At 64.4% G+C, this 22,734-nt stretch carries 19 protein-coding genes and 1 tRNA gene; 5 read left to right on the top strand and 15 right to left on the bottom strand.

Annotated elements, in window-relative coordinates:
- Nucleotides 1–50 precede the first annotated feature (50 nt).
- Nucleotides 51–1,355 carry a cation:proton antiporter gene (locus tag K3172_RS06660; protein WP_221588116.1) on the bottom strand — a complete coding sequence of 435 codons (1,305 nt, stop codon included), beginning with the start codon at nucleotides 1,353–1,355 and terminating at the stop codon, nucleotides 51–53.
- A gap of 76 nt (nucleotides 1,356–1,431) precedes the next feature.
- On the opposite strand from K3172_RS06660, the gene K3172_RS06665 reads away from it, so the two are divergent.
- On the top strand, nucleotides 1,432–2,331 hold the full coding sequence (locus K3172_RS06665; protein WP_221588118.1) for a hypothetical protein: 900 nt from the start codon (nucleotides 1,432–1,434) through the stop codon (nucleotides 2,329–2,331).
- A 5-nt stretch (nucleotides 2,332–2,336) separates the two neighbouring features.
- Here the strand turns inward: K3172_RS06665 and K3172_RS06670 are convergent.
- From K3172_RS06670 to infA, 5 genes are all read right to left on the bottom strand, one after another.
- Nucleotides 2,337–2,411 (bottom strand) — tRNA-Phe (locus K3172_RS06670).
- Nucleotides 2,412–2,500: 89 nt separating this feature from the next.
- Nucleotides 2,501–2,689 carry a DNA gyrase inhibitor YacG gene (gene yacG, locus K3172_RS06675; protein WP_221588120.1) on the bottom strand — a complete coding sequence of 63 codons (189 nt, stop codon included), beginning with the start codon at nucleotides 2,687–2,689 and terminating at the stop codon, nucleotides 2,501–2,503.
- Entirely contained in the window at nucleotides 2,682–3,668 is a 987-nt protein-coding gene (locus K3172_RS06680; RefSeq protein WP_221588122.1) for a ribonuclease E/G, read from the bottom strand. Before K3172_RS06680 ends, yacG begins: the two co-directional genes overlap by 8 nt.
- Nucleotides 3,661–4,236, bottom strand: coding sequence for a Maf family protein (locus K3172_RS06685; RefSeq protein ID WP_221588124.1), 576 nt, complete (start codon nucleotides 4,234–4,236; stop codon nucleotides 3,661–3,663). Before K3172_RS06685 ends, K3172_RS06680 begins: the two co-directional genes overlap by 8 nt.
- A gap of 18 nt (nucleotides 4,237–4,254) precedes the next feature.
- Nucleotides 4,255–4,512: a translation initiation factor IF-1 gene (gene infA / locus K3172_RS06690; RefSeq protein WP_011413465.1), complete on the bottom strand. Its 258-nt coding sequence runs from the start codon at nucleotides 4,510–4,512 to the stop codon at nucleotides 4,255–4,257.
- Between the two features lie 254 nt (nucleotides 4,513–4,766).
- Here infA and K3172_RS06695 point away from each other — a divergent pair, with 254 nt between their 5' ends.
- Nucleotides 4,767–7,484, top strand: coding sequence for a TonB-dependent receptor plug domain-containing protein (locus K3172_RS06695; protein WP_221588126.1), 2,718 nt, complete (start codon nucleotides 4,767–4,769; stop codon nucleotides 7,482–7,484).
- A 12-nt stretch (nucleotides 7,485–7,496) separates the two neighbouring features.
- Here the strand turns inward: K3172_RS06695 and K3172_RS06700 are convergent, their stop codons facing one another.
- The 4 genes from K3172_RS06700 to K3172_RS06715 form a co-directional block, all read right to left on the bottom strand.
- The gene (locus K3172_RS06700; RefSeq protein ID WP_221588128.1) at nucleotides 7,497–8,285 is read right to left on the bottom strand and encodes an esterase/lipase family protein; all 789 of its coding nucleotides are present in this window, start codon (nucleotides 8,283–8,285) and stop codon (nucleotides 7,497–7,499) included.
- Entirely contained in the window at nucleotides 8,282–9,913 is a 1,632-nt protein-coding gene (locus K3172_RS06705; protein ID WP_247717950.1) for a WS/DGAT/MGAT family O-acyltransferase, read from the bottom strand. The genes K3172_RS06700 and K3172_RS06705 overlap by 4 nt, the downstream gene beginning before the upstream one ends.
- A 157-nt stretch (nucleotides 9,914–10,070) precedes the next feature.
- Nucleotides 10,071–11,243 carry a BaiN/RdsA family NAD(P)/FAD-dependent oxidoreductase gene (locus K3172_RS06710; RefSeq protein ID WP_221588130.1) on the bottom strand — a complete coding sequence of 391 codons (1,173 nt, stop codon included), beginning with the start codon at nucleotides 11,241–11,243 and terminating at the stop codon, nucleotides 10,071–10,073.
- Nucleotides 11,244–12,527: an APC family permease gene (locus tag K3172_RS06715; RefSeq protein ID WP_221588132.1), complete on the bottom strand. Its 1,284-nt coding sequence runs from the start codon at nucleotides 12,525–12,527 to the stop codon at nucleotides 11,244–11,246. It abuts the gene before it with no gap.
- Nucleotides 12,528–12,591: 64 nt separating this feature from the next.
- Here K3172_RS06715 and uvrC point away from each other — a divergent pair, with 64 nt between their 5' ends.
- Nucleotides 12,592–14,550, top strand: coding sequence for an excinuclease ABC subunit UvrC (gene uvrC, locus K3172_RS06720; RefSeq protein ID WP_221588134.1), 1,959 nt, complete (start codon nucleotides 12,592–12,594; stop codon nucleotides 14,548–14,550).
- Nucleotides 14,551–14,555: 5 nt separating this feature from the next.
- Here the strand turns inward: uvrC and K3172_RS06725 are convergent, their stop codons facing one another.
- Nucleotides 14,556–15,722 carry a glutathionylspermidine synthase family protein gene (locus K3172_RS06725; RefSeq protein ID WP_221588136.1) on the bottom strand — a complete coding sequence of 389 codons (1,167 nt, stop codon included), beginning with the start codon at nucleotides 15,720–15,722 and terminating at the stop codon, nucleotides 14,556–14,558.
- A gap of 80 nt (nucleotides 15,723–15,802) precedes the next feature.
- On the opposite strand from K3172_RS06725, the gene K3172_RS06730 reads away from it, so the two are divergent.
- On the top strand, nucleotides 15,803–16,468 hold the full coding sequence (locus K3172_RS06730; protein ID WP_221588138.1) for a DUF1190 domain-containing protein: 666 nt from the start codon (nucleotides 15,803–15,805) through the stop codon (nucleotides 16,466–16,468).
- A 186-nt stretch (nucleotides 16,469–16,654) separates the two neighbouring features.
- On the top strand, nucleotides 16,655–17,476 hold the full coding sequence (locus tag K3172_RS06735) for a universal stress protein (RefSeq protein WP_221588140.1): 822 nt from the start codon (nucleotides 16,655–16,657) through the stop codon (nucleotides 17,474–17,476).
- 26 nt (nucleotides 17,477–17,502) lie between these two features.
- Here K3172_RS06735 and K3172_RS06740 read toward each other — a convergent pair whose 3' ends face one another.
- The 4 genes from K3172_RS06740 to K3172_RS15740 all read right to left on the bottom strand — a co-directional run bounded on the left by K3172_RS06740 (nucleotide 17,503) and on the right by K3172_RS15740 (nucleotide 22,711).
- On the bottom strand, nucleotides 17,503–19,314 hold the full coding sequence (locus K3172_RS06740; protein WP_221588142.1) for a DEAD/DEAH box helicase: 1,812 nt from the start codon (nucleotides 19,312–19,314) through the stop codon (nucleotides 17,503–17,505).
- Between the two features lie 124 nt (nucleotides 19,315–19,438).
- The gene (locus K3172_RS06745; protein WP_221588144.1) at nucleotides 19,439–20,605 is read right to left on the bottom strand and encodes a GmrSD restriction endonuclease domain-containing protein; all 1,167 of its coding nucleotides are present in this window, start codon (nucleotides 20,603–20,605) and stop codon (nucleotides 19,439–19,441) included.
- A gap of 10 nt (nucleotides 20,606–20,615) precedes the next feature.
- Entirely contained in the window at nucleotides 20,616–21,842 is a 1,227-nt protein-coding gene (locus tag K3172_RS06750; protein ID WP_221588146.1) for an adenine-specific methyltransferase EcoRI family protein, read from the bottom strand.
- Nucleotides 21,797–22,711 (bottom strand): GIY-YIG nuclease family protein, encoded by a 915-nt coding sequence (locus tag K3172_RS15740; RefSeq protein WP_221588148.1) that lies wholly within the window; start codon nucleotides 22,709–22,711, stop codon nucleotides 21,797–21,799. Before K3172_RS15740 ends, K3172_RS06750 begins: the two co-directional genes overlap by 46 nt.
- Nucleotides 22,712–22,734 lie beyond the last annotated feature (23 nt).

Genomic DNA, 22,734 nt, shown 5'->3' on the forward strand with positions numbered 1-22,734 from the left:
CGGCCCGGGGCGTTCTAGGGCCGCATACAGAAGCGGCCCTGCGAAAGCAATCAATGCACGGTCGGTGTCCCGTCCTCGACCGCAAGTGCGTGGTCTTCCTTCAGCTTCTCGATCAGCCGGCCGAGCGTGGCGCGCTGGACGAGGACGCTGAACAGGACGGCGGCGAAGGTCGCGGCAAGGATCAGGTCGCGCGTTTCCCCCGGCGGGAGCGAGAGGGCGAGAGCGATCGAGATGCCGCCGCGCAGGCCGCCCCACCACAGCACGCGGCCCGCACCCTTGTCGGTCAGGCGCGCGGCGGGAATGGTCTTCGTCGACACCGCAATGCTGACCGCGCGTGCCGCGAGGGTGAGCGGAATTGCGGCGAGCGCCAGAGCGGCCTGCCCGAAGCCGAAACTGAGCACAATCATCTCGAGCCCGATGAGCAGGAAGAGGACCGAGTTGAGGACCTCGTCGACCAGCTCCCAGAACTTGATGACGTAATCACGCGTCACGTCGCTCATCGCATAGGTAACCCCCTGGTTGCCGATCAGCAGGCCCGCGACAGCCATCGCCAGCGGCCCGGAGATGTGGAGATAGCTGCACAGTGCGTAGCCACCCATCACGATGGCGAGGGTTATCAGTACCTCGAGCGTGTACTCGTCCATGCTGGCGAGGGCGCGATAGCCGATCCAGCCGAATACCAGCCCGACGAGGAAGCCGCCGCCCGCTTCGATGGCAAACAGCCGAGCGCCTTCCGATAGCGAGAAATCGTTGCCGCTGACCGCTGCGCCGAGCAGGATGATGAAGACGACGATGCCCACGCCGTCGTTGAACAGGCTTTCGCCCGCGACCGCGCTCTGGAGCGAGGCGGGCACATTCTCTTCCTTGAGCACCCCCAGCACCGACACCGGATCGGTCGGGGCGATCAGGGCACCGAAGACGAAGTACCAGATCGGTGCGACGGGCAGGGCGAGCAGCAGGCCGACGCCCCACATGGCAAGGCCGACCAGCACGGTCGAAAGCACCACGCCGACGGTCGACAATAGCAGTACCGGCAGCCATGCGACCTTGAGCCGGTCGAGATCGACATGCAGCGCGCCCGCGAACAGCAGGAAGCTGAGCATCCCCTGCAGCAGAGTCTCGGTGAAATTCATCTGCTCCAGCGTGCGCGCGACCCAGTCGTCCAGCGTGATGCCGGGGATCAGCGCATCAACGACCGTAAGCGCGATTGCGGCAAGCGCGCCCATCACCGTCAGGCCGATGACATGCGGCAGCTTGATGAAATGGTGGTTGAGGTAGCCGAGCAGCGCGGAGGCCACCACGAGGATGGCTGCAAGGTCGAAGGCGGAGAGCGCGCTGCTGGCTGTTTCGTGCATCGGCAAGGGGTTAGCGTGGGTAAGGCGCGAGGTGAAGCTTGCAGATCGGCCACCGCTTGGGCAGCACCGGGGTGCCATGCATTCCTATCGTCACTCCGGCCTTGCGATCGCTTCCGGAATCGAGCTTCCGGAATGGCAGGCGTTCCGCGTGGAGAACGTTGCAACCGCCGATGTAGAGATCGTCCTTTCGGACCGGCGCTCCCCCTCATTTCCCGCGGATGGCAGCACTGCTGTGAAGGGCGACACCGTGTGTTTCGCGGTCGAGGGTGTCGGCGGCTGGGAGATCGTCGGCGGGCGGCGGATGGTGCTCCACCCCAGCCTCGCCGCCGACCCGCGCGAAGTCCGGCTGTTCACGCTGGGCAGCGCCTGGGGCCTGCTCGGCTACCAGCGGGGTCACGCAATGTGGCACGGCAGCGCGGTCGAGATGGGCGGGCATTCGGTTCTGTTCTGCGGCGATGCGGGCGAGGGCAAGAGCACGATGGCGGCGGCCATGCTCGATGCCGGGGCCGCGCTCGTGGCGGACGACCTCAGCCGCATCGAGCCCGCTGCGGACGGAGCGCTGATCCATCCTTCCAGCACACGGATCAAGCTGTGGGGCGAGGCGGTCGATCATTTCGGCTGGCGCGAGCGCGTGATCGAGCGCGACTGGATGCGCGAGGACAAGTTCCATTGCCGGGTCCCGGTGCACCTTGCTGGAGACGACGCGGTGCGACTGGCCGCGATTGTCGTGCTTGCAACGGGTGAGAACGTGGCGCTCGAGCCCGTAACCGGTGCGGAAGCGATGACGGCCGTGCTTGCCGGGACGATCTATCGGCCCGAAGCGCTCGAAGCGATGGGTCGCTGGGCGGAGCAGGGCGCGCTTGCGGCGCAGACCGTGGCGCAGTGCCCGGTCTGGCGCCTGACGCGGCCGCGCGATCTGGGCGCGCTATCGCAGAGCGTGGTGCGGGTGACGGAGCTGCTGGCATCGCTCGGGTAGCGAAGTGGTGCCCAGGGGCGGAGTCGAACCACCGACACGACGATTTTCAGTCGTCTGCTCTACCACTGAGCTACCCGGGCACACTGCTTCGGCGGAAGGGGCCATGCGGCCCCGCGAGCAATGAGGTCGCGCCTATGGCGAAGCGCGCACAGCTTGGCAAGGGGGGAATTTAGTCTTCTGCGCCCTTCATGACCTCTGCCGCGATTTCCTCCGGCAGGGCAGGGCGTCCGGCCACCGAATAGCCATCGCCGAACCATTGCGAAAGGTCGCGGTCGCGGCAGCGGCTGGAGCAGAAGGGGGCGAATTCCTCCGTCCGGGCTTTCTTGCAGATCGGGCAGGTTCTGGCGGTTCTAGTCATGCGGGACGATCTGGGCCTGCGCCGCCTCGATCGCAAGGCCGGGATCGGTCTCGACGCGCACGGGTCGCGCGGTTCGACGTTCGAGCTCGGCGAGCCAGTCGGGCTTGAGCTTGGCCTTCACGGCAGGGTGGACCGTCAGCAGCGTGACGCCCGGACCCTCGACCATCTCCGCCCGCCGCAGCGCCATTCGCGCCGCCATGCCGACGCGCGAGGTGGCGAACCGGTGGAGGAGGGAAGGGCCTTCGAGGCGCGAGACCAGCTGCACGAGGCCGAAACCGTTGATCGCCGTGCGCTCCATGGGACGTTTTCCCAGCGCCTTCTGCAGCGCCTGATCGAATTCCTTGCGCGGCACCTTGTCGCCGAGCGTCGGGAAGTCGATCACGACCTGGCCGCCGATATCGAACAGGTCGAGACCGCGAACCAGCGGTTCGATCGATGCATGGGCGAGCCTGATGGGTGTCAGTGTCCCATCCACGTCCACCACCGTCATCGCCGGCGTCACATCGAAAAGGAGCGACCCGTTCTCGAAAGCGATCTCGCGGGTCGCTGCGGAGACCCACACGTCTTCCCACAGCCCGGACGGAAAGCGCCGCACCACCCGCCCGGTTTCGAATGCGTCGCGCGGTCTATCCGTTCGCGTCCCGCCATGCAGACCGACCTCAACGAGCCGGCCTTGCGCACGCTTGAAGCGCCCCCTTTCGGAGATGGCGTCGCGCTTCACCTGCACGTTGATCTCCATTCCTTCCGAAAATTCGGGCGGGATGTTGTCGATCAGGATTTGCGTCCCGTCGCCAAGTTGGGCCGTTCCGCGGTCGCTGGACATTGTTCGATGCACCAGCGTGGCCCGCAGGACCTTCCCGGCAGGCAGGTCGCCCGGCCAGCGCAGCTTCGCCGCCAGCACCTCGCCCTTGTCGACCAGCAGCGCGCGCTGCTCGCCGATGCCCTGCTCGACGAGCCACTCGGGCCCGGCGTCAGGCAATCGGGAACCCCGCCGCCTTGAGCAGCGCGCGGGTCTCGTAGAGCGGCAGGCCGACGACGCCCGAATGGCTGCCCTGGATACGGCTGATGAGGCCCTCGGCAATGCCCTGGATGGCATAGCCGCCGGCTTTGCCATGCCATTCGCCGCTGGCGAGATAGGCGTCGATTTCCTCAGCCGAGAGGCGCTTGAATAGCACCACCGTCTCGCTCAGCCGTTCGCGCAGAGAACCGTCGACCGCGCGCAAGGCGATGGCGGACAGGACGCGATGGCGGCGCCCGGACAGCAGCTCGAGGCATGTGCGCGCCGTTGCCTCGTCCTCGGCCTTAGGCAGGATGCGACGGCCCGCTGCAACGACCGTATCGCCCGCTAGCACGAAGCCTTCGCTGGAAGCAGCCGCCTCCGCCTTCTCGCGCGCCATGCGTTTGGCATAGTCGCGCGGCAGCTCGCCCTTGTGCGGGGTTTCGTCGATATCGGCGGGATTGATCGCGTCGGGCGTCACGCCGAGGCGCGCGATCAGTTCGCGCCTGCGGGGACTTGCCGATGCGAGGATGAGCTTGGGCGAACCCACGGAAAGCCCGGCGCCCGTTTACTGCGGGCCGGGGCCCTGGCCCGGGCCGCCACGGCCGGGCATGAAGCGGTAGGTGATGCGCGCCTTGGTCAGGTCGTAGGGCGTCAGTTCGCACAGCACCTCGTCGCCCACCAGCACGCGAATGCGGTTCTTGCGCATCTTGCCGGCGGTGTGGCCCAGCACTTCATGGCCGTTTTCAAGCTCTACCCGGAACATCGCGTTCGGCAGCAGCTCGACTACCTTGCCGCGCATTTCGAGGAGTTCTTCTTTGGCCATGCAGTCTGTCTATCCGTAAATTGCTGTAGTTGCGTGGCGGCGGCCTTTAGCGGGAAGCCTGCCAAAAGGGAAGCCTCGGCGCGCACCCGTCTTCTCCGACGAACGGCCGACAGCGCTCGACCTGTTACAAACCGCGACCGGAACCCCGGTTGCGCTCGGGTTTTCAACCTGCAACGGCTGCCTCCGCTGGGGGCGGCCTGTTTCTATGTGACGAAGGTATTCCCTTGCAAAAGCTTCTCCCTCTCGCCGTATCGATGACTGCCCTCGGCTGGGCTTCGCTGGCACAGGCGCAGGACGTCTCGCAGCAGCCGCCGGCCGACACGCCCGACGCCGAGGAGCCGACGCTGGACCCGGGCACCATTGTGGTCACCAGCACGCGCATCAAGGGGCAGCTGATCGTCGACCAGCCGCCGGTCGCGGAATACGATGCGGAAGATATCGCGGCGTTCGGCGGCAGCTCGATTGCCGACATCCTCTCGGCCATCGAACCTGCCAGCGGCAGCGCACGCGGCGATCGCGGGGGCGGGCGGCCGGTCTTCCTCATCAACGGCATTCGCGTCTCGAGCTTCCGCGAGTTCAATCGCTACCCCCCCGAAGCCGTCGCCAAGGTCGAGGTTTTCGCCGAGGAAGTGGCGCAGCGCTTCGGCTTCTCGCCCGACCAGCGCGTGGTCAACATCGTGCTCAAGGACGATTTCAGCTCGCTCACTGCCGAAGTCGAGTTCGAGATGCCGGCCGATGGCGGCTATTCGCGCAACGAACAGGAACTGGGGTACCTCAAGATCGCCAATGGCGCGCGGCTCAATTTCAACCTCGACGTGGAGGACGCCAGCCTGCTGACCGAGGCAGAGCGCGGCTTCGTCGTCACTTCGACCATTCCCGGCATCGACGATGTCGCGCCCTTCCGCAGCCTCGTGTCCGACACGTCGGAGATCGAGGGCACTGCCAATTACGCGCGCGCCTTCATCGACAGCGGCGCGTCGATCAGCCTCAACGGCACGGTGACGCGCTCGGAAAGCCTCGGCCTTTCGGGCCTGCGCGATGTCGGCGGAACGATCGCGCCGCTCGAGACGCGCCAGACCACCGACAGCTACGCCTTTGCGGGCGGCTACAACCGCAATATCGGCGACTGGCAGGCGACCTTCACCACCGATGTCGTGCGCGCGCTGACCGAGACCGAGATCGACCGGCGCGATGCCGCGGGCTTCGACATCGCCAACAGCAACACCTGGACGATCACGAACAAGGCGACCTTCACCGGTTATCCGATCGACCTGCCTGCGGGCGAAGTTTCGGTCGCGATCGATCTCGGCCTCGACTGGAGGCGCATCGACAGCGACGACACGCGCACCGACACAAGCTTCCAGGGCACCCGCCGCCGCCTGCGCAGCGGGGTCAATGTGAACATCCCCATCGCCGAGCGCGGCGGGGCCTGGGGCGCAATCGGCGGTCTCAGCCTGAACCTCTCCGGCGGTGCCGAGGACCTGTCCGATTTCGGGGCGCTGCGGGACTGGACGGCGGGCCTCAACTGGTCGCCGTTCGACAACCTCAACCTCCAGGCGACCCGTATCTGGCGCGAGGTCGCGCCGAGCCTGTCGAACCTCGGGAGCCCGCGGGTCGAGACCTTCAACGTGCCCGTGTTCGACTTCGCGACGGGGCAGGACGTGTTCGCGACGATCGTGTCCGGCGGTAACCCCAATCTCGTGGCTGAAACGCAGGCCGACTGGAAGTTCGGCGCGAACTGGGAACTGCCGTTCTGGGAGAACACCCGGTTCCAGGTCGATTACGCGATCAACAAGTCCGATGATGTGACCCTGTCGAGCCCGAGCTTCAGTGCAGCCTTCGAAAGCGCCTTTCCCGACCGCGTGACGCGCGATCCGGGTGGCGACCTGCTGGCCATCGACCGGCGGCCGGTGACCCTGTTCGAGACGCGGAGCCGGACGCTCAGTTTCGGCCTCAATACCCGCGGAACGGTTGGCAAGGCGTCCGAAGGCGGCGGACGGGGCGAGGGCGGGCGCGGCGGTGCAAGTGGTCCGCCCGCGGGTGCCGGTGAACGGCGGGGCCGCCCGGGTGGTGCGGGCGGTTTCGATCCGGCGCGGATGCAACAGATGCGCGCGCAGTTTTGCGAAGCGCCGGACGGCCAGCAGCCCGATCTTTCGCAATTGCCCGAACAGATGCGCGCGCGGCTCCTCGGCCCGGACGGCCAACCCGATCCTGAAAAGGTGGCGCAGGCGCGCGAGCGGTTCTGCAGCGCCGAGAATAGCGAGCGGTTCGCGGCTATCCGCACCGCGATCTGCGCCGATCCGCCGAACCTCGATGCGCTCCCGCCGCAGATGCTGGAGCGACTGAAAGGGCCGGATGGCGAAATCGACCAAAACCGCCTTGCGCAGATGCGTGAGCGGATGTGTGCGGCCGACGGAGCGCAGGCGGGCGGCCCGCCGCAGCGCGGCGGGGGCGGGCGCGGCGGCTTCAGTCCGTTCGGTCGCGGCGACAGTTCGCAAGGCCGCTATTTCGTCAGCCTCAACCACACGATCAATCTCGAGAACGAGGTCTTGCTCGCGCCGGGCGGGCCATTGTTCGACCAGATCGACGGGCAGGTGATCGGCGGAGGGGCGATCTCACGCCACAGCACCCGGCTCGAGGGTGGTCTCTTCTGGGGCGGTTACGGGCTGCGGCTGACCGGCCGATATGAAGGCGAGGCCGTCGTGCGTGGCAGCGGCCTGCCGGGCAGCAGCGACCTGTTCTACGGCGATCTCGCCACCGTCGATCTGCGCGTCTGGGCGACGCTGGGCGAGGTGTTCAAGCGCGACGAAGGCTGGATGAAGGGCCTGCGCGTGGCCCTCGTGTTCGACAATGTATTCGATGGGAAGCGTCGCGTGGTCGACGAGGACGGCAGTGTGCCCGACGCGTTCGATCCGCGCAGGATCGATCCGGTCGGGCGCTATCTTGGCATCGACATTCGCAAGCAGTTCTAGGTGCGAAGCGGCCTAGTGCAGGCGTGAGCGCGGAAAAGCGATATTCGCAAAGCCGCGCGGGCTGAACTTCTTCCATTCGCCTTCGGCCTGTGCGAGCCGGTCTGCGATGGCGTAGAGCACTGCCGGGTTAACGCCGAGGCCGACATGGCTCGCGATCACTTCGATGTTCTCGCATTCGGCGTGGTCGTCCGCCTGCACCGAACCGCGCCAGTGAACCACGCCGTCGGCCTTGGTCAGGATGGAAGTGGTCGGCACGGGCGGTGCCTTGGCGAGGTCCCGGAAGTTGCCTTCGCGAATGGGCTCCGGCTCGCGGCCGTTCAGATATTCGAACAGGCGGCGGGCATTGGTGTGGTTGCGATCGTCGCTGATCGGGCTGCCGAGGCTGATGACCATGCGGACCTTTTCGGGCGCCAGCTTGGCGAGCTCGCGCGCGAACACGCCGCCCAGGCTCCAGCCGACGATCGAGATCTTGCCGCCGGTGCGTTCGTGGAGGGTGTCGACGCCGGCCATCATCGCCGAGATGCGGGCATTGTCGACCCGCACGTTGCGCCCGAGATTCCAGCCCACCGCATCGTAACCGAGCCGTTCGAGCATGGCGCGCAAGGGGCCGGTCGAGACGTCGGAGGCCATGAAGCCGGGCAGGACGAGCACGCCGTGGCCGTCGCCCTGCGGCAAGCGCGAGAGCAGCGGGCGCAGCGCGTAGAAGCTGGCGAGCTCGCCCATGGCACGGCCCGGTTCGGTCAGCGCGAGCAATGCGTGCGGCGGCCGGGCTTCGGCTTGGATCTTGGTCATGGCGGTCATGTCTTGGAAGTTCCTTTCCCCTTACGGGCAGCCGGATTACGGCTGGCGACCCGTTTCGTGCCCCCCTTGGCGGGTTTTGCGGGCGTTCTGGTTTTGGCTGCCGCCTGCTTCTTTGCGGCAGGCTTCTTGGCTGTCGGCCCCTTCTTGGGGGCGGCCGGCTTCGGCGCGGCTTTGCTCGCGGCGGGTTTCTCGGCCGGCGCGGATAGCGCGGCCTTCGCGGCGTCGCGCAATTCGGTGAAGCTGTCCTCGATGCACTGGATGTAGAATTCCGGATCCGGCAGCAGCTCGCGGCAGGCGGTAAAGCTGATCGTGGCCTCGTCGGTGTAGCTCTGCACGACATGGCCGAGGCCCATCCCGTCGGTCAGGCAGACAAGGCCCATCTGGCTCTCCAGCCGCGCGCCGCAGGAATAGATCGGCACCGGCGGACCGGGCACGTTGGTGACGACGGTGGTGAAGACCGGGCCGACCCCGCGATCGGCGAGGCCGAGGCGGGTGTAGAGCTGCGCGCCGAGGCTCATCCACAGCGCCGGGCTGACCTTGCTCGCTTCGGTCATGTTCCGCGCGCCCATGGCGTCGGTCATCGCCTTCGAGTTCTTCGTCCGGTCGTGACAATAGCGCAGCCGTTCCAGCGGATCCTCGATATGCGTGCCGAGCGGCGCGACCATCGCGGCGACCTGGTTGCCCATGTCGCCCTTCTCGTCCTTCGAGCGGACGGAGATCGGCGCCATCGCGGTCAGCGTCTTCTTGGGCAGGTCGTCCTTGGCGAGCAGGTACTTGCGCATCGCCCCGCCGACGATGGCGAGGAAGACGTCGTTGACCTTCGCCCCTTCGACCGTGGTGCGGATCATCTTGATGTCGGCCAGCGGGACGCTGCGTCCCTCGACCACACGGTGTCCGGAAATCTTGCGGTTGAAGCGCGTCTTGGGCGCAATCATCTCGCCCGAGACGTCGAATTCCTTGGCGACCATGCCCTTGAGCGCCTTGGCGAGGCCGGGCGCGGCCTTGGCTGCCACTTCGATCTGCTTGAGCGGGTTGGTGATGGCGTTGAGATAGCTCTTGCCGAGCAGTTCGACCGGATTGGGCACCTTTTCCGGCTTCCACGGATCGGGGCCTTCGGGTGCCAGCTCGTCGGGGGTAAGCGTGTGCATCGCCTCCAGCAGGTCGACCCCGCTCATCCCGTCGATCGCAGCGTGGTGGACCTTTGTCACCATCGCGAAACTGCCTTTGGGAATGCCGTCGATATTGTCGAGCCCTTCGACCACGGTGAATTCCCACGGCGGACGGCTGAGGTCGAGCGGGCGGGCGAAGATGCGTGCGGCCTGGATGCACAGTTGCCGCCAGTCGCCGGGCTTGGGCAGGGCGATATGGCGGACGTGGTATTCGAGATCGAAATCCGGGTCCTCGATCCAGTAGGGATAATCGAGATCGAACGGCACGCGCACCAGCCGCTGGCGGATCGTGCGCGAGAGCTGCATACGGCTCTCGAAGAAGGCGAGGATGTCCTTGAAGCGGACGAAGCCCCCGGGCGCGGTTTCAGGGTTGTAGATCAGGATCGAGCCGATGTGCATCGGCGAATTGCGCGTTTCCAGCGCGACGAAGCTCGCATCCATGCCCTGGAGCTGGCGCATTCCGTTCCTTTCCGCGCCACCGGTTCGCCCGTCGGGCAAGTGGCGGCATCCCCTGCGCGGCCCGTGTTTTCACGGGTCCGAAGGGGATCGAGGCTACCACAAAGCCGACTCGCGTCAACTTGCCGCCTAGGTCAATGCCTTCCCTAGCGGCGATGCATTATAGCGCGTCGCCGGCGGCCACGCCGCTCGCCCAGGCCCACTGGAAGTTGTAGCCGCCCAGCCAGCCGGTCACGTCGACGGCCTCGCCGATGGCGTAAAGGCCGGGAAATCGCTTTGCTTCCATGGTCTTGGAGGAGAGTTCGGCGGTGGATATGCCGCCCACCGTGACCTCCGCCTTGGCGAAGCCCTCGGTGCCGTTGGGGCGGAATTCCCAGCGCTTCAGCCGCTCGCCGGCAGCGCGCAGGGCCTTGTCGGGCGCATTGCCGAGTTCGGCGGATATGCCCAGCTTTTCGGCAAGGATGTCGGCGAGGCGTGCGGGCAGCGCCTCGCGCAGGAGCGACTTGAGCGTCGCGCGGGGCGTGTCGCGCTTGGCATCGAGCAGCCATTCCGCAGACCGGTCGGGCAGGAAGTCGATCAGGATCGGCTCGCCGGGAGACCAGTAGGAGCTGGCCTGAAGGATGGAGGGGCCGGACAGGCCGCGGTGCGTGAACAGTGCCGCCTCGGGAAAACTGGCCTTGCCCGCGCTGGCCACCACCGGTGCCGATACGCCGGAGATCTCGCGGAACAGCACCTCCTCGCCGCCCAGCGTCAGCGGGACGAGGGCGGGGCGCGGCTCGACCACCTTGAGGCCGAACTGGCGGGCGAGGTCATAGGCGTAACCGGTCGCGCCCATCTTGGGGATCGACGGCCCGCCGGTCGCGATCACGAGGGCAGGTGCCGTGTGGGTCTCGCGTTGCGTAACAACCGTGAATGTCCCGTTGTGGGACACTTCGGTCACTTCCTCGCCACAGCGCACCTCGACGCCACCCTTCGCGCACTCTTCCAGCAGCATGTCCACGATCTGCTTGGCCGACCCGTCGCAGAACAGCTGGCCGAGCGTCTTTTCGTGCCAGGCGATGCCGTAGCTTTCGACCAGTTCGAGGAAGTCGCGCGGGGTGTACCGGGCGAGCGCGCTCTTGGCGAAATGCGGATTGGCCGAAAGGTAATTAGCGGGCCCGGCGCCGATATTGGTGAAATTGCAGCGCCCGCCGCCGGAGATGAGGATCTTCTTGCCCGGCTTTTCGCCGCGCTCCAGCACCAGCACGCGGCGGCCCCGCTGGCCCGCGCATGCGGCGCACATCAGCCCGGCGGCCCCGGCGCCGAGGACAATCGCGTCGAAATCCCGGGCCACCTACGCCTCTTTGATGGGATATTCGGGCTTCTGCCGCGCCGCGAGTGCGTAGAGCATCGAGCCCACGAGCAGGATGCCCCCGAGCACGATCCAGGCCTCCACCTTGGTCTGGCTGGCGATGAAAAGCGAGCTGGCGACCGCGACGATCACGCAGAACAGGTGCAGCGGGACGATCCGCCCCTCTCGCCGTTCGAGCACCGGAAGGGCGCAGCTGGTCACGATATAGGTCACCAGACGGATCAGCGTGCCTGCGACCGCGAGCGCCTCGAACCCTTCCCACAGGCCGAACAGGATTGCCGCCACCCCGTAGAACAGGATCGCATTGGACGGGGTGAGGAAGCGTGGGTGGACGTATTCGAACCAGCGCGGCAGCATCCCGCGCTCCGCCATGCCGTACATCAGGCGCGGCTGGGCGACGCCGCTGGCGAAATTGTTCGCCCCGATGCTGAAGCTGGCCGCGACGACGATGGCGAGCGAGCCGAGCGGTCCCATCGCCGCCTCCGCCGATCCGGCCAGCGCATTGTTCTCGCCCGCGAATTCGGGGCCGATCAGGATGAAGGCCCAGATCACCGCCATGTAGATGAGCGTCACCGCGATCACCATCCACACGATCGCGCGCGGCACGTCGCGCCGGGGATCCTTGAACTCGCCCGCCGCCTCGATCACGCCTTCGAAGCCGATGAAGGCGTAGAAGGTCAGCAGGATCACGGTCTCGACCTGGCTGAACTCCGGCACGACCACCGCGCCCAGTTCGCCCCCGGCAAACAGGCCCGAAACCACCAGGGCGGCCAGCGGCACCAGCTTGATCGCGGTCATCAGGCCCAATGTGCCGACCGACGCGCGCATGCCATAGAGATTGATCACGGTAATCAGCGCCAGCCCCACCGCCACCGCCAGCGGTGCGGCGACCGGCCCTTCCAGTGCCGGGAACAGCGCGGCGAGATAGGCGACCATCACGTGCATGTTCGCTGCCGCAGTGACGATGGCACTGGCATAGCGGGCCCAACCGGCCTGGAATCCGACGAAGCGCCCGAAGGCGGCCTCGCCATACAGCACCGACCCCCCGCTGTGTTCGAAGCGCGCGCTCATCCACGCATAGCAGAGGGCGAGGGGGAGGAAGAGAATGCCGCCGATCAGCATCATCCACGGCGCGAAATTGCCCACCGCTGTCACCAGCACCGCGGGCAGGGCGAAAATGCCCGCCCCGATCATCCCGTTGAGGGGGAACAGGGCCGTTCCCCAGAAGCCGACTGTGCGCGGCGGCGCGATCTTGGTCCCGTCCATGGCGGATGGGGATGGCGCGAAACGCCGCTTTGCACAAGCAGCCAGCGCGCACTATCTCCAGCCCATGTCGCGCACGAAAGCCGGTTCTCCCCCCGATCCCAGAGGCCAGGAGCGTTTCCACGAGGAACGCGCCGCCTACACGGTCGCCAGCGCGCAGCCCGATCTGGAGGCGGGGATCGCCGCGATCCGCGAAACGGTGAAGGTGCTTAAGCCGAAGCCCGGCGTCTATCGCATGCTCGATACGCGCGGTGACGTGCTGTATGTGGGCAAGGCGCGCAGCCTGAAGGCGCGGGTGGCCAATTACACGCAGGTGAAGGGACTTTCCAACCGGCTGCAGCGCATGGTCAGCCAATGCCGCGCGATGGAGATCGTGACCACCAATAGCGAGGCCGAAGCGCTGCTGCTCGAAGCGCAGCTGATCAAGCGTTACCGCCCGCCGTTCAACGTGCTGCTGCGCGACGACAAGAGCTTCCCCTTCATCCTGTTGCGCGCCGATCATGCCTTCCCGCGCATCCAGAAGCACCGCGGCGCGCGGCGGGCCAAGGGCAATTACTACGGCCCGTTCGCGTCCGCCGGTTCGGTCAACAAGACCCTGAACGCGCTGCAGAAGCTGTTCCTGCTGCGGAGCTGCACCGACAGCTTCTTCAACAATCGCGACCGGCCCTGCCTGCTCTACCAGATCAAGCGGTGCTCGGCCCCCTGCGTGGGCCGCATCGACGAAGCCGGCTATGCGAGCCTCGTGCGCGAGGCGAAGGACTTCCTCGGCGGCAAGTCGAGCGCGGTGCAGCAGGACCTCGAGAAGCAGATGGCGAGGGCCGCCGAGGATCTCGATTTCGAGACCGCCGCGATCCTGCGCGACCGGCTGCGCGCGGCGACCTTCATCCAGGGGTCGCAGGCGATCAACGCGCAGGGCGTGGGCGATGCCGATGTCTTCGCGCTGGCCGCCAAGGGCGGGCACGTGGGTGTGCAGGCCTTCTTCATCCGCGGCGGGCAGAACTGGGGCCACCGTACCTTCTATCCGCGCAATACGGGCGATCTCGACATGGCCGAGGTGCTGTCCGACGTCCTCCTGCAATTCTACGAGGAAGTGCCGCCGCCCAAGACCATCCTCACCGACCGGGAACTCGCCGAGCAGGACCTGATCGCCGAAGCGCTGGCCGAGAAGGCGGGCCATGCGGTCGCCATATCCATCCCCCAGCGCGGCACGCGGCGCAAGCTGATGGAGCAGGCGCAGCGCAATGCGGTGGAGGCGCTCGACCGGCGGCTGGCCGAGACCGGCACCAAGGCGAAGATCATGCGCGAACTCGCCGAATTCCTCGAGCTCGACGAGGTGCCCCAGCGGATTGAGGTCTACGACAACAGCCACATCCAGGGCGACAAGGCGCTGGGCGCGATGGTAGTCGCGGGGCCGGAGGGGTTCGAGAAGGGGCAGTACCGCAAGTTCAACATCAGGACCGCGCAGACCAACGACGACTTCGGCATGATGCGCGAGGTCATGGCGCGGCGCTTCCGCAACCTCGCGGAAAATCCCGATGGCGACAGCGGGAAGGCGAACAGCCATGAAACCGTCTGGCCGGACCTCGTCCTGATTGACGGCGGCAAGGGGCAGATGTCCAGCGTGCGCGATACGCTTGAGGAAATGGGGATCGAGGATGTTCCCCTCATCGCCATCGCCAAGGGCCCGCATCACGGGCGCGAGGGACGCGAGGTGTTCCACTTCCCCGACGGGCGCGAGAAGACGTTGCCGGTTAATTCACCGCTGCTGTTCTACCTCCAGACCCTGCGCGACGAGGTCCACCGCTACGCCATCGGTGCGCATAGAGCGAAGCGCAGCCGCGCCATCACCGCCTCACCGCTAGACGAAATCCCCGGCATCGGCCCGGCCCGCAAGCGCGCGCTGCTGCTGCATTTCGGCACGGCAGGGAAAGTGCGCGCGGCTGCCTTGGAGGACCTGCAACGCGCTCCCGGCATCAGCGAGGGCGTGGCGCAGCAGGTGTACGATTTCTACCACGCGGGCGGGTAGCGCCCTCAGCCCAGGATCACATGCGGGAGGAAGCGCGCCAGATCGCGCGTGATCGGGCTCGCGTCCTCGCGGATCGACATGGCGACCGCTTCGTCGCCGACGATCCAGCTGCCGATCACCGCATGGTTCTCGCCCGAGCGCGCCAGCGGCGCATAGGCCTGCACGATCGCCCCTTCCGCGCCATAGCCTTGCTGTGGCCCGGAGTGGCGCCCGGTGCCGTCGAACAGTGCGATATCGGCGCCTTCGCGGCTGAAATAGGGCTTGCGGACATGCGGCCCGGCAGCAAGCTGGCGCCCCTTGTCGCTGTGTTCGAAATAGGCGGGCAGCAAGTTCGGATGACCTTCGTTGCGCTCCCAGAGTAACGGCAGCATGGCCTTGTTCGACAGCAAGGCCTTCCAAGCAGGTTCGATAAAGCGCGTCTGCGACCCGGCGACATGGGCGGCGAAGTCTTCGCGCATCATGTCCTCCCAGGGATAGAGTTTGAACAGAGCCGCAATCTCATGGCCCTGGGGATCGACGAACCGGCCGTCGTCGGTGAGGCCGATGTGATCGATATCGACGAAGGCGGTCTCGAGGCCGGCCTGTCCGGCGCAATCTTCCAGATAGGCGACGGTCGCCCGGTCCTCGACATGGTCGGCGACCCCGGAGAAATGGAGCAGCCCGCCCGGTTCGACGATGGCAGCGAAGCGCTCGATCAAAGCCTCGTGAAGGCGGTTGAACTGGTCGGCGTCTTCGGGAAACTCGCCCGCCGCTACCATGTCCGCGAGCCACAGCCACTGGAAGTAGGCCGTTTCGTAGATGCTCGTCGGCGTGTCGGCATTGAATTCGAGCAGTTTCGCAGGTCCGGTGCCGTCATAGGCGAAATCGAACCGGCCGTAGAGTGACGGCTCGCCAATCCGCCAGCTGTCGGCCACGACATCGCGCATCCCCTCGGGGATCGCGAGAAGTTCCATGGTTTCCTGCCTGGCGCAGGCCTCGTCCACCAGTTGCAGGCACAGCGCGTAGAGTTCGGTCGAGGGGTCTTCGATCTTCGATTCGACTTCCTCCAGCGTGAATTGCCAGCAGGCTCGCTCGTCCCAGTAGATTTCTCCATCGACGTGATGGAAGATGAACCCGTTCTCCTGCGCAATCGCTTCCCAATCCTGCCTCGGCATTATTTCTTTACGAAGCATGGTCTTTTGGCGTCCCTCGAAAACGATTTGTCAGTATTTTCCAGAATAATGTCCGGCCAGATGTAAATCCAGGGGGACATATGAATACATCGTTCGATCGCCGCAACATGTCGCGCAAGCGTTCCGGCCGGGTCGTTCTGACGACGATGGCGGCGCTCGGCGGGGGCACGCTGCTCGCCGGATGCGGCGAAGCCGACGCGACCGGTGCTGCCGCGGCGCCTGCCGTGGTGGCGAGCGATGGCGACGAGGTCGAAGTCTACCAGAACGTGTTCGACTGCGCGAAGAAGACCGGCAAGACCCGCCAGGAGTGCAATGCGATGCACGAAGAGGCCGTTGCCGTCGCCAAGGCCGAAGCGCCACGCTTCGAGGCGCTCGCCGATTGCGAGCAAGACTACGGTGTCGGACGCTGCGTGGAAGAAGGCGAGGCGGCGGCACCGCAGGAACGGCGCCATTTCTCGCCGTTTGTCGTCGCCTGGATTTCGAGCAAGTCGAATGGTCGTGCTGCGCCGCTCTTTCCCGCCGCCAACGGTGGTTACCAGACCAGTCGCGGCGTGCGCCTCGGCTATGCCAATGCGCCGGGCAAATATTTCGCCGGCAGCCGCGCGTTCGAGCGGGCGAAGAGTGCTCCGCGCACGAAGGTCGCATCGGCCATGGCGAAATCGGCCGCGACCGGCGGTTTCGGCTCGACGTCGCGCGGCTGGAAGGTTGCCGGAGCCGCCGGGGGCAGTCGTTCCTACGGGGGGTAAGCGGGCCAGCGGCCATCATTCCTAGCTCCCGGTCCCCGTGCGCCGGGTAGCCGTCTCGGCGGAGGGAACAAGCGCAACGCCAGTCCCGATTTGACACAGGTCAAAGACGCGGGCGCACAGCCTGCCATCATGCCTGCATCAGCCGGGACCCGGTATCTCCGTCGTCCCGCGAGCAGGAGACCCCACATGAAAACGATCCTCTTCAACGCCACATCGGACGGGGACTTTCCCGGTCGCCTCGATGCAGTGCTCGACATCGCCCGCGAATTCGAGGCGCATCTGACGCTGGTCCATGCCGTCCCTTACGAGGCGGTCGGCGCGCTCGATCCCTATGGTGCGGCGTTTGCCGCCATGGTGCCGGTCTGGCGGGAGCAGGCCGAAGAGCTGCGCGACCGGACGCTCGGCGACCTTTCGAACGAGGGCGTGTCGTGGAACTGGGTCGAGAAGGCCGGGCCGACGGCGCTGGCCATGCTGCGCGAATCCTCGCTGCAGGACCTGATCGTCCTCGGTGCGCACGAGCCGCGCAAGGACGGGCAGGGGCCGTCCTTCACCGCGGGCGAGCTCGCACTGACCGCCGATTGCCCGGTGCTGGTGCTGCCCGCGCAGTGCACCCGCTTCGACGTCGAGGCACCCGCGCTGGTCGCGTGGGACGGGTCGGCCGAAGCCTCGCATGCGCTCAAGGCCGCGCTGCCGTTCCTGCGACGGGCGAGCGCGGTGTACCTCGCTTCGGTCAGGGAAACCGCGAAGAAGGGAGAACCGCAGCTCGACCTGCCCCCGGTCGAGGGCGCGGACTACCTCTCGCGCCATGGCATCGTGTGCGAGATGGTCGAGCTGGAACCGGGCGAGGCAGGCGTCGCCCAGGCGCTCGTCGCTGCGGCCGAGCTACGCAAGGCCGGGCTGGTGGTGATGGGCGCCTATGGCCGCACGCGCCTGGCCGAGCGCATCTTCGGCGGCACCACGCGCAAGATGCTGGCCGACGTGCGCGTGCCGTTGCTGATGACCAACTGAGGTGAGGGGAGGGCCGGGCGGCCGCGTTAGTCCCGACGCGGGCCGCCCGGCTTTTTTCCGCCCTTGCCCTTGAACGGCGGCTTCCCGCCCGGTCGCTTGCCCGCAGGTTTGCCTTGCGGCTTGCCCTTGAACCCGCCACCCGGCTTCTTGAAGCCGCCCGGCTTTTGCAGTGGGCGCGCGTGCACCTTGGCGCCGCCGTGCTTGCGGTTCTGGCGGGCTTCGATGCGCGGGCCTTCGGGCGATTCCACGATCGCAATCGCATCCTGCTCGTCGTCGGGCGAGGCGGTGCGGGCGACCGCGTCGGCGACCTTGCCGCCGATGGCGCGGGGCACTTCGAACCAGGTTTCGTGCTGGCCGATGCGGATCGCGCCGATCTCGTTGCGGGTGATGTGCCCGCGGCGGCAGATCAGCGGCAGGATCCAGCGCGGCTCGGCATTGTGGCGGCGCCCGATGTCCATCTTGAACCAGACCGTGTCCTCGAAGCCGGGACGGTGGCGCTCGGCCTTCGCCTGCTCGCGCGCTTCGGGCGTGTTGGCGAGCAGCTCTTCCGGCACCGGCATCTCCGCGCGATGCGCGTAGACCAGCGCGGCGGCGATATCCTCGGGCGTCATGCGGCTCATGATGTCGGCGGCGATTTCGCGGTCGTCGTCCTCGAACTCGCGCGGCTCGGTGATCGTCTCGATCAGGCGCGTGCGGTCCTTCTTGCGGATCGCCTCGGGCGAGGGCGCGTCCATCCACTGCGCCTCGATCCCCGCGCCGCGCAGCATGCCTTCAACCCGGCGGCGGCGGTTGTAGGGCACCACGATCGCGGCGGTCCCCTTGCGCCCGGCGCGCCCGGTGCGACCCGAGCGGTGCTGGAGCGTTTCCGCATCGCGCGGGATCTCGACATGGATCACGAGGCTCAAGGAGGGCAGGTCGATCCCGCGGGCCGCCACGTCTGTCGCCACGCACACGCGGGCGCGGCGGTCGCGCAGCGCCTGCAACGCGGTATTGCGCTCGCTCTGCGAATGCTCGCCCGACAGCGCCACCACGCCGAAGCCGCGGTTCTGCAGGGTGGTGTGGAGCCGCCGCACGCTCTCGCGCGTGGCGCAGAAACAGATCGCCGTCTCCGCCTCGTGGAAGCGCAGCAGGTTCACCACCGCATTCTCGATCTCCGACGGGCCGACGGTGATCGCCTGGTAGGCGATGTCGCCATGCCCGCGATCCTCGCCCACGAGGCTGAGGCGCAGCGCATCGCGCTGGTAGCGTTCCGCCAGCCGCTCGATCGGGCGCGGCATGGTGGCGGAAAACAGCAGCGTGCGGCGCGCATCGGGCGTCGCGTCGAGGATTTCCTCGAGGTCCTCGCGAAAGCCCATGTCGAGCATCTCGTCCGCCTCGTCGAGCACCACGCCCATCAGGCCTGAGAGGTCCAGCGCCCCGCGCTCGATATGGTCGCGCAGGCGCCCGGGCGTGCCGACGACGATCGCCGGGCCGCCGCGCAGGTTGCGCCGTTCCTTGCTCGCATCCATTCCGCCGACGCAGGTCGCGATGCGCAGGCCCGCGCCTGCATAGAGCCAGCCGAGCTCGCGGCTGACCTGCAGCGCCAGCTCGCGCGTGGGCGCGATGACGAGTGCGAGAGGCTTCTCGGTCAGCGGAGAGCCGCCGAGTTCGCCCAGCAGCTCGTCCGCCAGCGCGAGGCCGAAAGCGACCGTCTTGCCGCTGCCGGTCTGCGCCGACACGATGAGGTCGCGCCCGGCGACATCGGGATCGATGACGGCAGCCTGGACGGGGGTGGGCGCATCATAGCCGCGTGCGGCAAGCGCGTCGCCGATCACCGGCGGAAGGGTTTCGAAAGCCATGGAATCTCGTGTGTTGTCCGGCGCTGCGGTGCAGGGAGGCACGGCTCTGGGCGCACGGTGTTGGCGCGCCTATAGCGAGGTTTTCCGCGTTTGGCTTGCGGTTTTTTGTGCAGGTGCGAAGGGGCTATCGGTTCCCCTTCGCACGGTTGTGTGTGACGCATAGCATTTCGCAGTTTTCAGCATTCGTCGCACCGCCCTTGCTCCAAGCGGTCACATGGTCTGCGTCCATTTCCTTGAATGCCCAAATTTTCGTCATGTTTGCAGAATGTCCCATGGCGCAATGGGAGCAATTGGAAACCCCGCTCTGCTTTGCGGCGTCGGTCTGTTTTGCATACACCGCTTGTGCAGTCGCCTTATCGAAAACCCTAACATCGAGCAGTTTTGATTCCTTCGATCCGCCAAGCACGTACTCGAAAATACCCTTACGGTTTTTCACATAAGGATCAGCGTAGAGCGCCCTAACTGACTTAGAAACGTGAGCTGGATCGTAAGAATCCTTATGATATCGCTCATAGAGGCGCCCCCACTCGAGGCCTTGCATTTCTTTTTCAACATCGATGAAGATGGTAGAGACCCAGTCTAGGACCGTGTTGAAGTAGGTCTGAAGTTCAGCGATGGACTCGTCATGCCGGTGATTGCTCATGTAATCACCGATTTGACCCTGACTCACCCAGTCGAGCGCCCGCTCGAGGAAATCCTGCCTGTTGGCACTTCCTCGAATGTATGCACTCCACTTCGCTATATTCGCATTCTGGCTATTGCTGAATTCAGACTTGGCGGCTGTGACGAATTTGCCTGAGTAGATTGCGTTCAGCAGCTCTTGGTCATTGAGCGGTACGCCAGCGATGTTGATCGTTTCAAACCATTGCTTAATTTCGGTTTCAGTGCCTTCGCATTCATAGATGAGCAGACTGGTGTTTTTGATTAGCTCTTTCTGATCCGTCGGAAGGCTGTCGAAATATTTGGGGTTGTTGCCGTCCATGATCGGAAACTTATTGGTCAGGAAGCGACCGATGCTGGTAATGCGCTGCTGGCCATCGAGAACCTCGAATTTTGTCTCGGAAATCTTATTGAAATATATCAGCCCAAGCGGATACTCTTGCAATAGGGACCGAATTACTGCGGCCTCTCGCTTTCCCCCTTGGTCTGCGTAAATGTAATTGCGCTGATATTCTGGTTGGATGGTGAGCTTTCCTCCAAGCCCATATAGGCCCTTGCCCTCTACTTGATTGTAGGTGAATCCCTTACAAATGTCAGATACTGTGATGTCAGTTCTAAGCGAAGTTTCCATGCCCGTGCCTTTAAGCTAATTTTCGGTGGCGGATTAGCAATCGCTTGTAGATCACTCGTTCTTTGGGGGAAGTTAAACCAAGCATCCTCATGTTGGCGCTATAGTGTCCGGTGCCCCCATGAGCGCGATATGCTTCAATAAACTCTTGGCCGAGAGGTTCCACTCCCAAGCCAGCCATCATTTCTGAATCGTCGCTGTTTCCAACGATCTCAAACTGCTCGGGATTGTACTTGTTCAAAAACGTAACGGGCACACCCATGATTCCATCATAGTCACTTGGAATTTCCTTGTAGGTACCTACTTCAATTGCGTCGAAATTGCAGTACCGATCGTATGCCTCTTTTCCCTTCAATCCTCTGCTATATTTGAGATTATCTGCTACTGTCATTAGATTTAAAGGTTGATGTCGACGACCGTGATCTAAATTAGTGTACCAACAAGACGTGGACACACGAGCCATTTTCTTGCCGGTTTCCTCGTCGATATGGTGATATTTTTCCCAGTGATCGGGAACTTGGAAAAACATTCCGACGTTGAAATTTGTGCAGCCCAACCAAAGTTCATTGGATTGAATTAGTGGGAATATATCTAAGTAGGTAATGGCATTCGTGTTACCAATGATGAGGAATTTCTTATCATGCTCATTCAATAAGGACACATATTCCTTAAAAAGTGAAAAGGGTGGATTGGTTACAACAATATCTGCCTTCTTTAAGAGTTCAACGCATTCTTCGCTCCGAAAATCGCCCCCGCCAGAAAGTATTACTCGTCGATGTGGGTTCTGTTCGAGAAAAAGTCGAACGTCTTCAATATCCGTTGCGCCATCATTGTTGAGATCTAGGACTTCATCCATCTCGATTGCAATCGCTTCACTACTCTTCTCTTCTGAGTCCTTGTCTTTGAACCGCAATTGCTCACCAGCGATCGGAGACCCATCGTAGCTAGTCGAAATAAGTTTCTTGAGGCCCAGGCGATTGAAATTGGCAGCGAAGAACTTGAAGAAGTTGCTCTCGAAGGGGTCATCGCAATTGCAATAGACTATCTGATCGCGAAAGGTATCGGGATCGAATTCTAGGTACGCCTCAACCTCCTTCTGGATGTCGATGTATTGCGTATAAAATTCGTCCTTCTTCGCCGCCTTCGCGGCGCCCAATCCCACATTCATTGATTTTGACACTGAGGCGATGTCTCCTAACTTATCTGTGTATTTGTTATCGAGAGCTGTGCGTCTTGCCACTCTTTCAGAGACTGACCGTTAGGCAGTCTCCAGTTTCGTCTACCGTTTGCATTACGACCTATGATGACTGCGGCAGCAGCGCTGGGACTCTTAAAGGCATAGTCTTCAACGAACACCATGAACTTGTTGCCCGATGGTTGCTGGATTGTGCCGTCTTTGATCAATTGGTCGCGCAGGTCGGAATATTGGTTCATCGAATAGTCCGGATCGGCTTGCACCTGTGACCCCGTTTGGACGATAATCTCGCCATTCGCTTCAAGGGCGTGAGCCCGCAGGCCGCTACGGTGGCGCAAAGTCAATTCCACTAGCCCGTTTTTTTGTGGCTGGGCTTCTTGCTCCTCGCCTATCGGTTTACTTTTCGTCGGTCGGAGAAAATCGAACCCCAGAGCTGGCAGCACCGCCTCCAAATTATCTTGGAAGACAGCCATGTCCGAAATGTCGGCCTCTGGCAGGGCTTTGACACTAGGTTCATTGCCATTGGCGATAGAGGCTCGCCCAGCGATGCGCGCTGCGCGAACGACCTCTCCTTCAAGGTAGCGGACATGCGCCTTCGTCAGGTTCATATCCTTGGAGGTAATGATAACAGCACGAGTCCAGAACTCCTTGTCCTCGTCCTTCGCGTGCATCTTAATCCGCTTGGAGACGTTGTCGCCTTCTCCAACATAGATACGATTTCGCGATGGCTTCTCGGGGTCTTCCCCAATCAGGATGTAAATTCCAGTTCGCTCGGCTTCTTCCCGTTGAAGCGCACTGCCCAACTTGGAACGCGGAGCGACAAGTACGTGGCCAGTCCAGTTCATCACCTCGGCGGTGACGATTCCACCAGCATCTCCATCGACGAAGAACAGCTTTACTGATCGTCCTGCCACGCGGTTTCCCCTTCGCCGCCCTG

This window comes from Qipengyuania proteolytica (genome assembly GCF_019711565.1).
GTDB lineage: Bacteria > Pseudomonadota > Alphaproteobacteria > Sphingomonadales > Sphingomonadaceae > Qipengyuania > Qipengyuania proteolytica.

Excerpts from the sequence above, each read along its gene's own strand:
- K3172_RS06660 (WP_221588116.1), bottom strand. The coding sequence starts at position 1,355 with ATGCACGAAACAGCCAGCAGCGCGCTCTCCGCCTTCGACCTTGCAGCC.
- K3172_RS06665 (WP_221588118.1), top strand. The coding sequence starts at position 1,432 with ATGCATTCCTATCGTCACTCCGGCCTTGCGATCGCTTCCGGAATCGAG.
- yacG (WP_221588120.1), bottom strand. The coding sequence starts at position 2,689 with ATGACTAGAACCGCCAGAACCTGCCCGATCTGCAAGAAAGCCCGGACG.
- infA (WP_011413465.1), bottom strand. The coding sequence starts at position 4,512 with ATGGCCAAAGAAGAACTCCTCGAAATGCGCGGCAAGGTAGTCGAGCTG.
- K3172_RS06695 (WP_221588126.1), top strand. The coding sequence starts at position 4,767 with ATGACTGCCCTCGGCTGGGCTTCGCTGGCACAGGCGCAGGACGTCTCG.
- K3172_RS06700 (WP_221588128.1), bottom strand. The coding sequence starts at position 8,285 with ATGACCGCCATGACCAAGATCCAAGCCGAAGCCCGGCCGCCGCACGCA.
- K3172_RS06705 (WP_247717950.1), bottom strand. The coding sequence starts at position 9,913 with ATGCGCCAGCTCCAGGGCATGGATGCGAGCTTCGTCGCGCTGGAAACG.
- K3172_RS06715 (WP_221588132.1), bottom strand. The coding sequence starts at position 12,527 with ATGGACGGGACCAAGATCGCGCCGCCGCGCACAGTCGGCTTCTGGGGA.
- uvrC (WP_221588134.1), top strand. The coding sequence starts at position 12,592 with ATGTCGCGCACGAAAGCCGGTTCTCCCCCCGATCCCAGAGGCCAGGAG.
- K3172_RS06725 (WP_221588136.1), bottom strand. The coding sequence starts at position 15,722 with ATGCTTCGTAAAGAAATAATGCCGAGGCAGGATTGGGAAGCGATTGCG.
- K3172_RS06730 (WP_221588138.1), top strand. The coding sequence starts at position 15,803 with ATGAATACATCGTTCGATCGCCGCAACATGTCGCGCAAGCGTTCCGGC.
- K3172_RS06735 (WP_221588140.1), top strand. The coding sequence starts at position 16,655 with ATGAAAACGATCCTCTTCAACGCCACATCGGACGGGGACTTTCCCGGT.
- K3172_RS06740 (WP_221588142.1), bottom strand. The coding sequence starts at position 19,314 with ATGGCTTTCGAAACCCTTCCGCCGGTGATCGGCGACGCGCTTGCCGCA.
- K3172_RS06745 (WP_221588144.1), bottom strand. The coding sequence starts at position 20,605 with ATGGAAACTTCGCTTAGAACTGACATCACAGTATCTGACATTTGTAAG.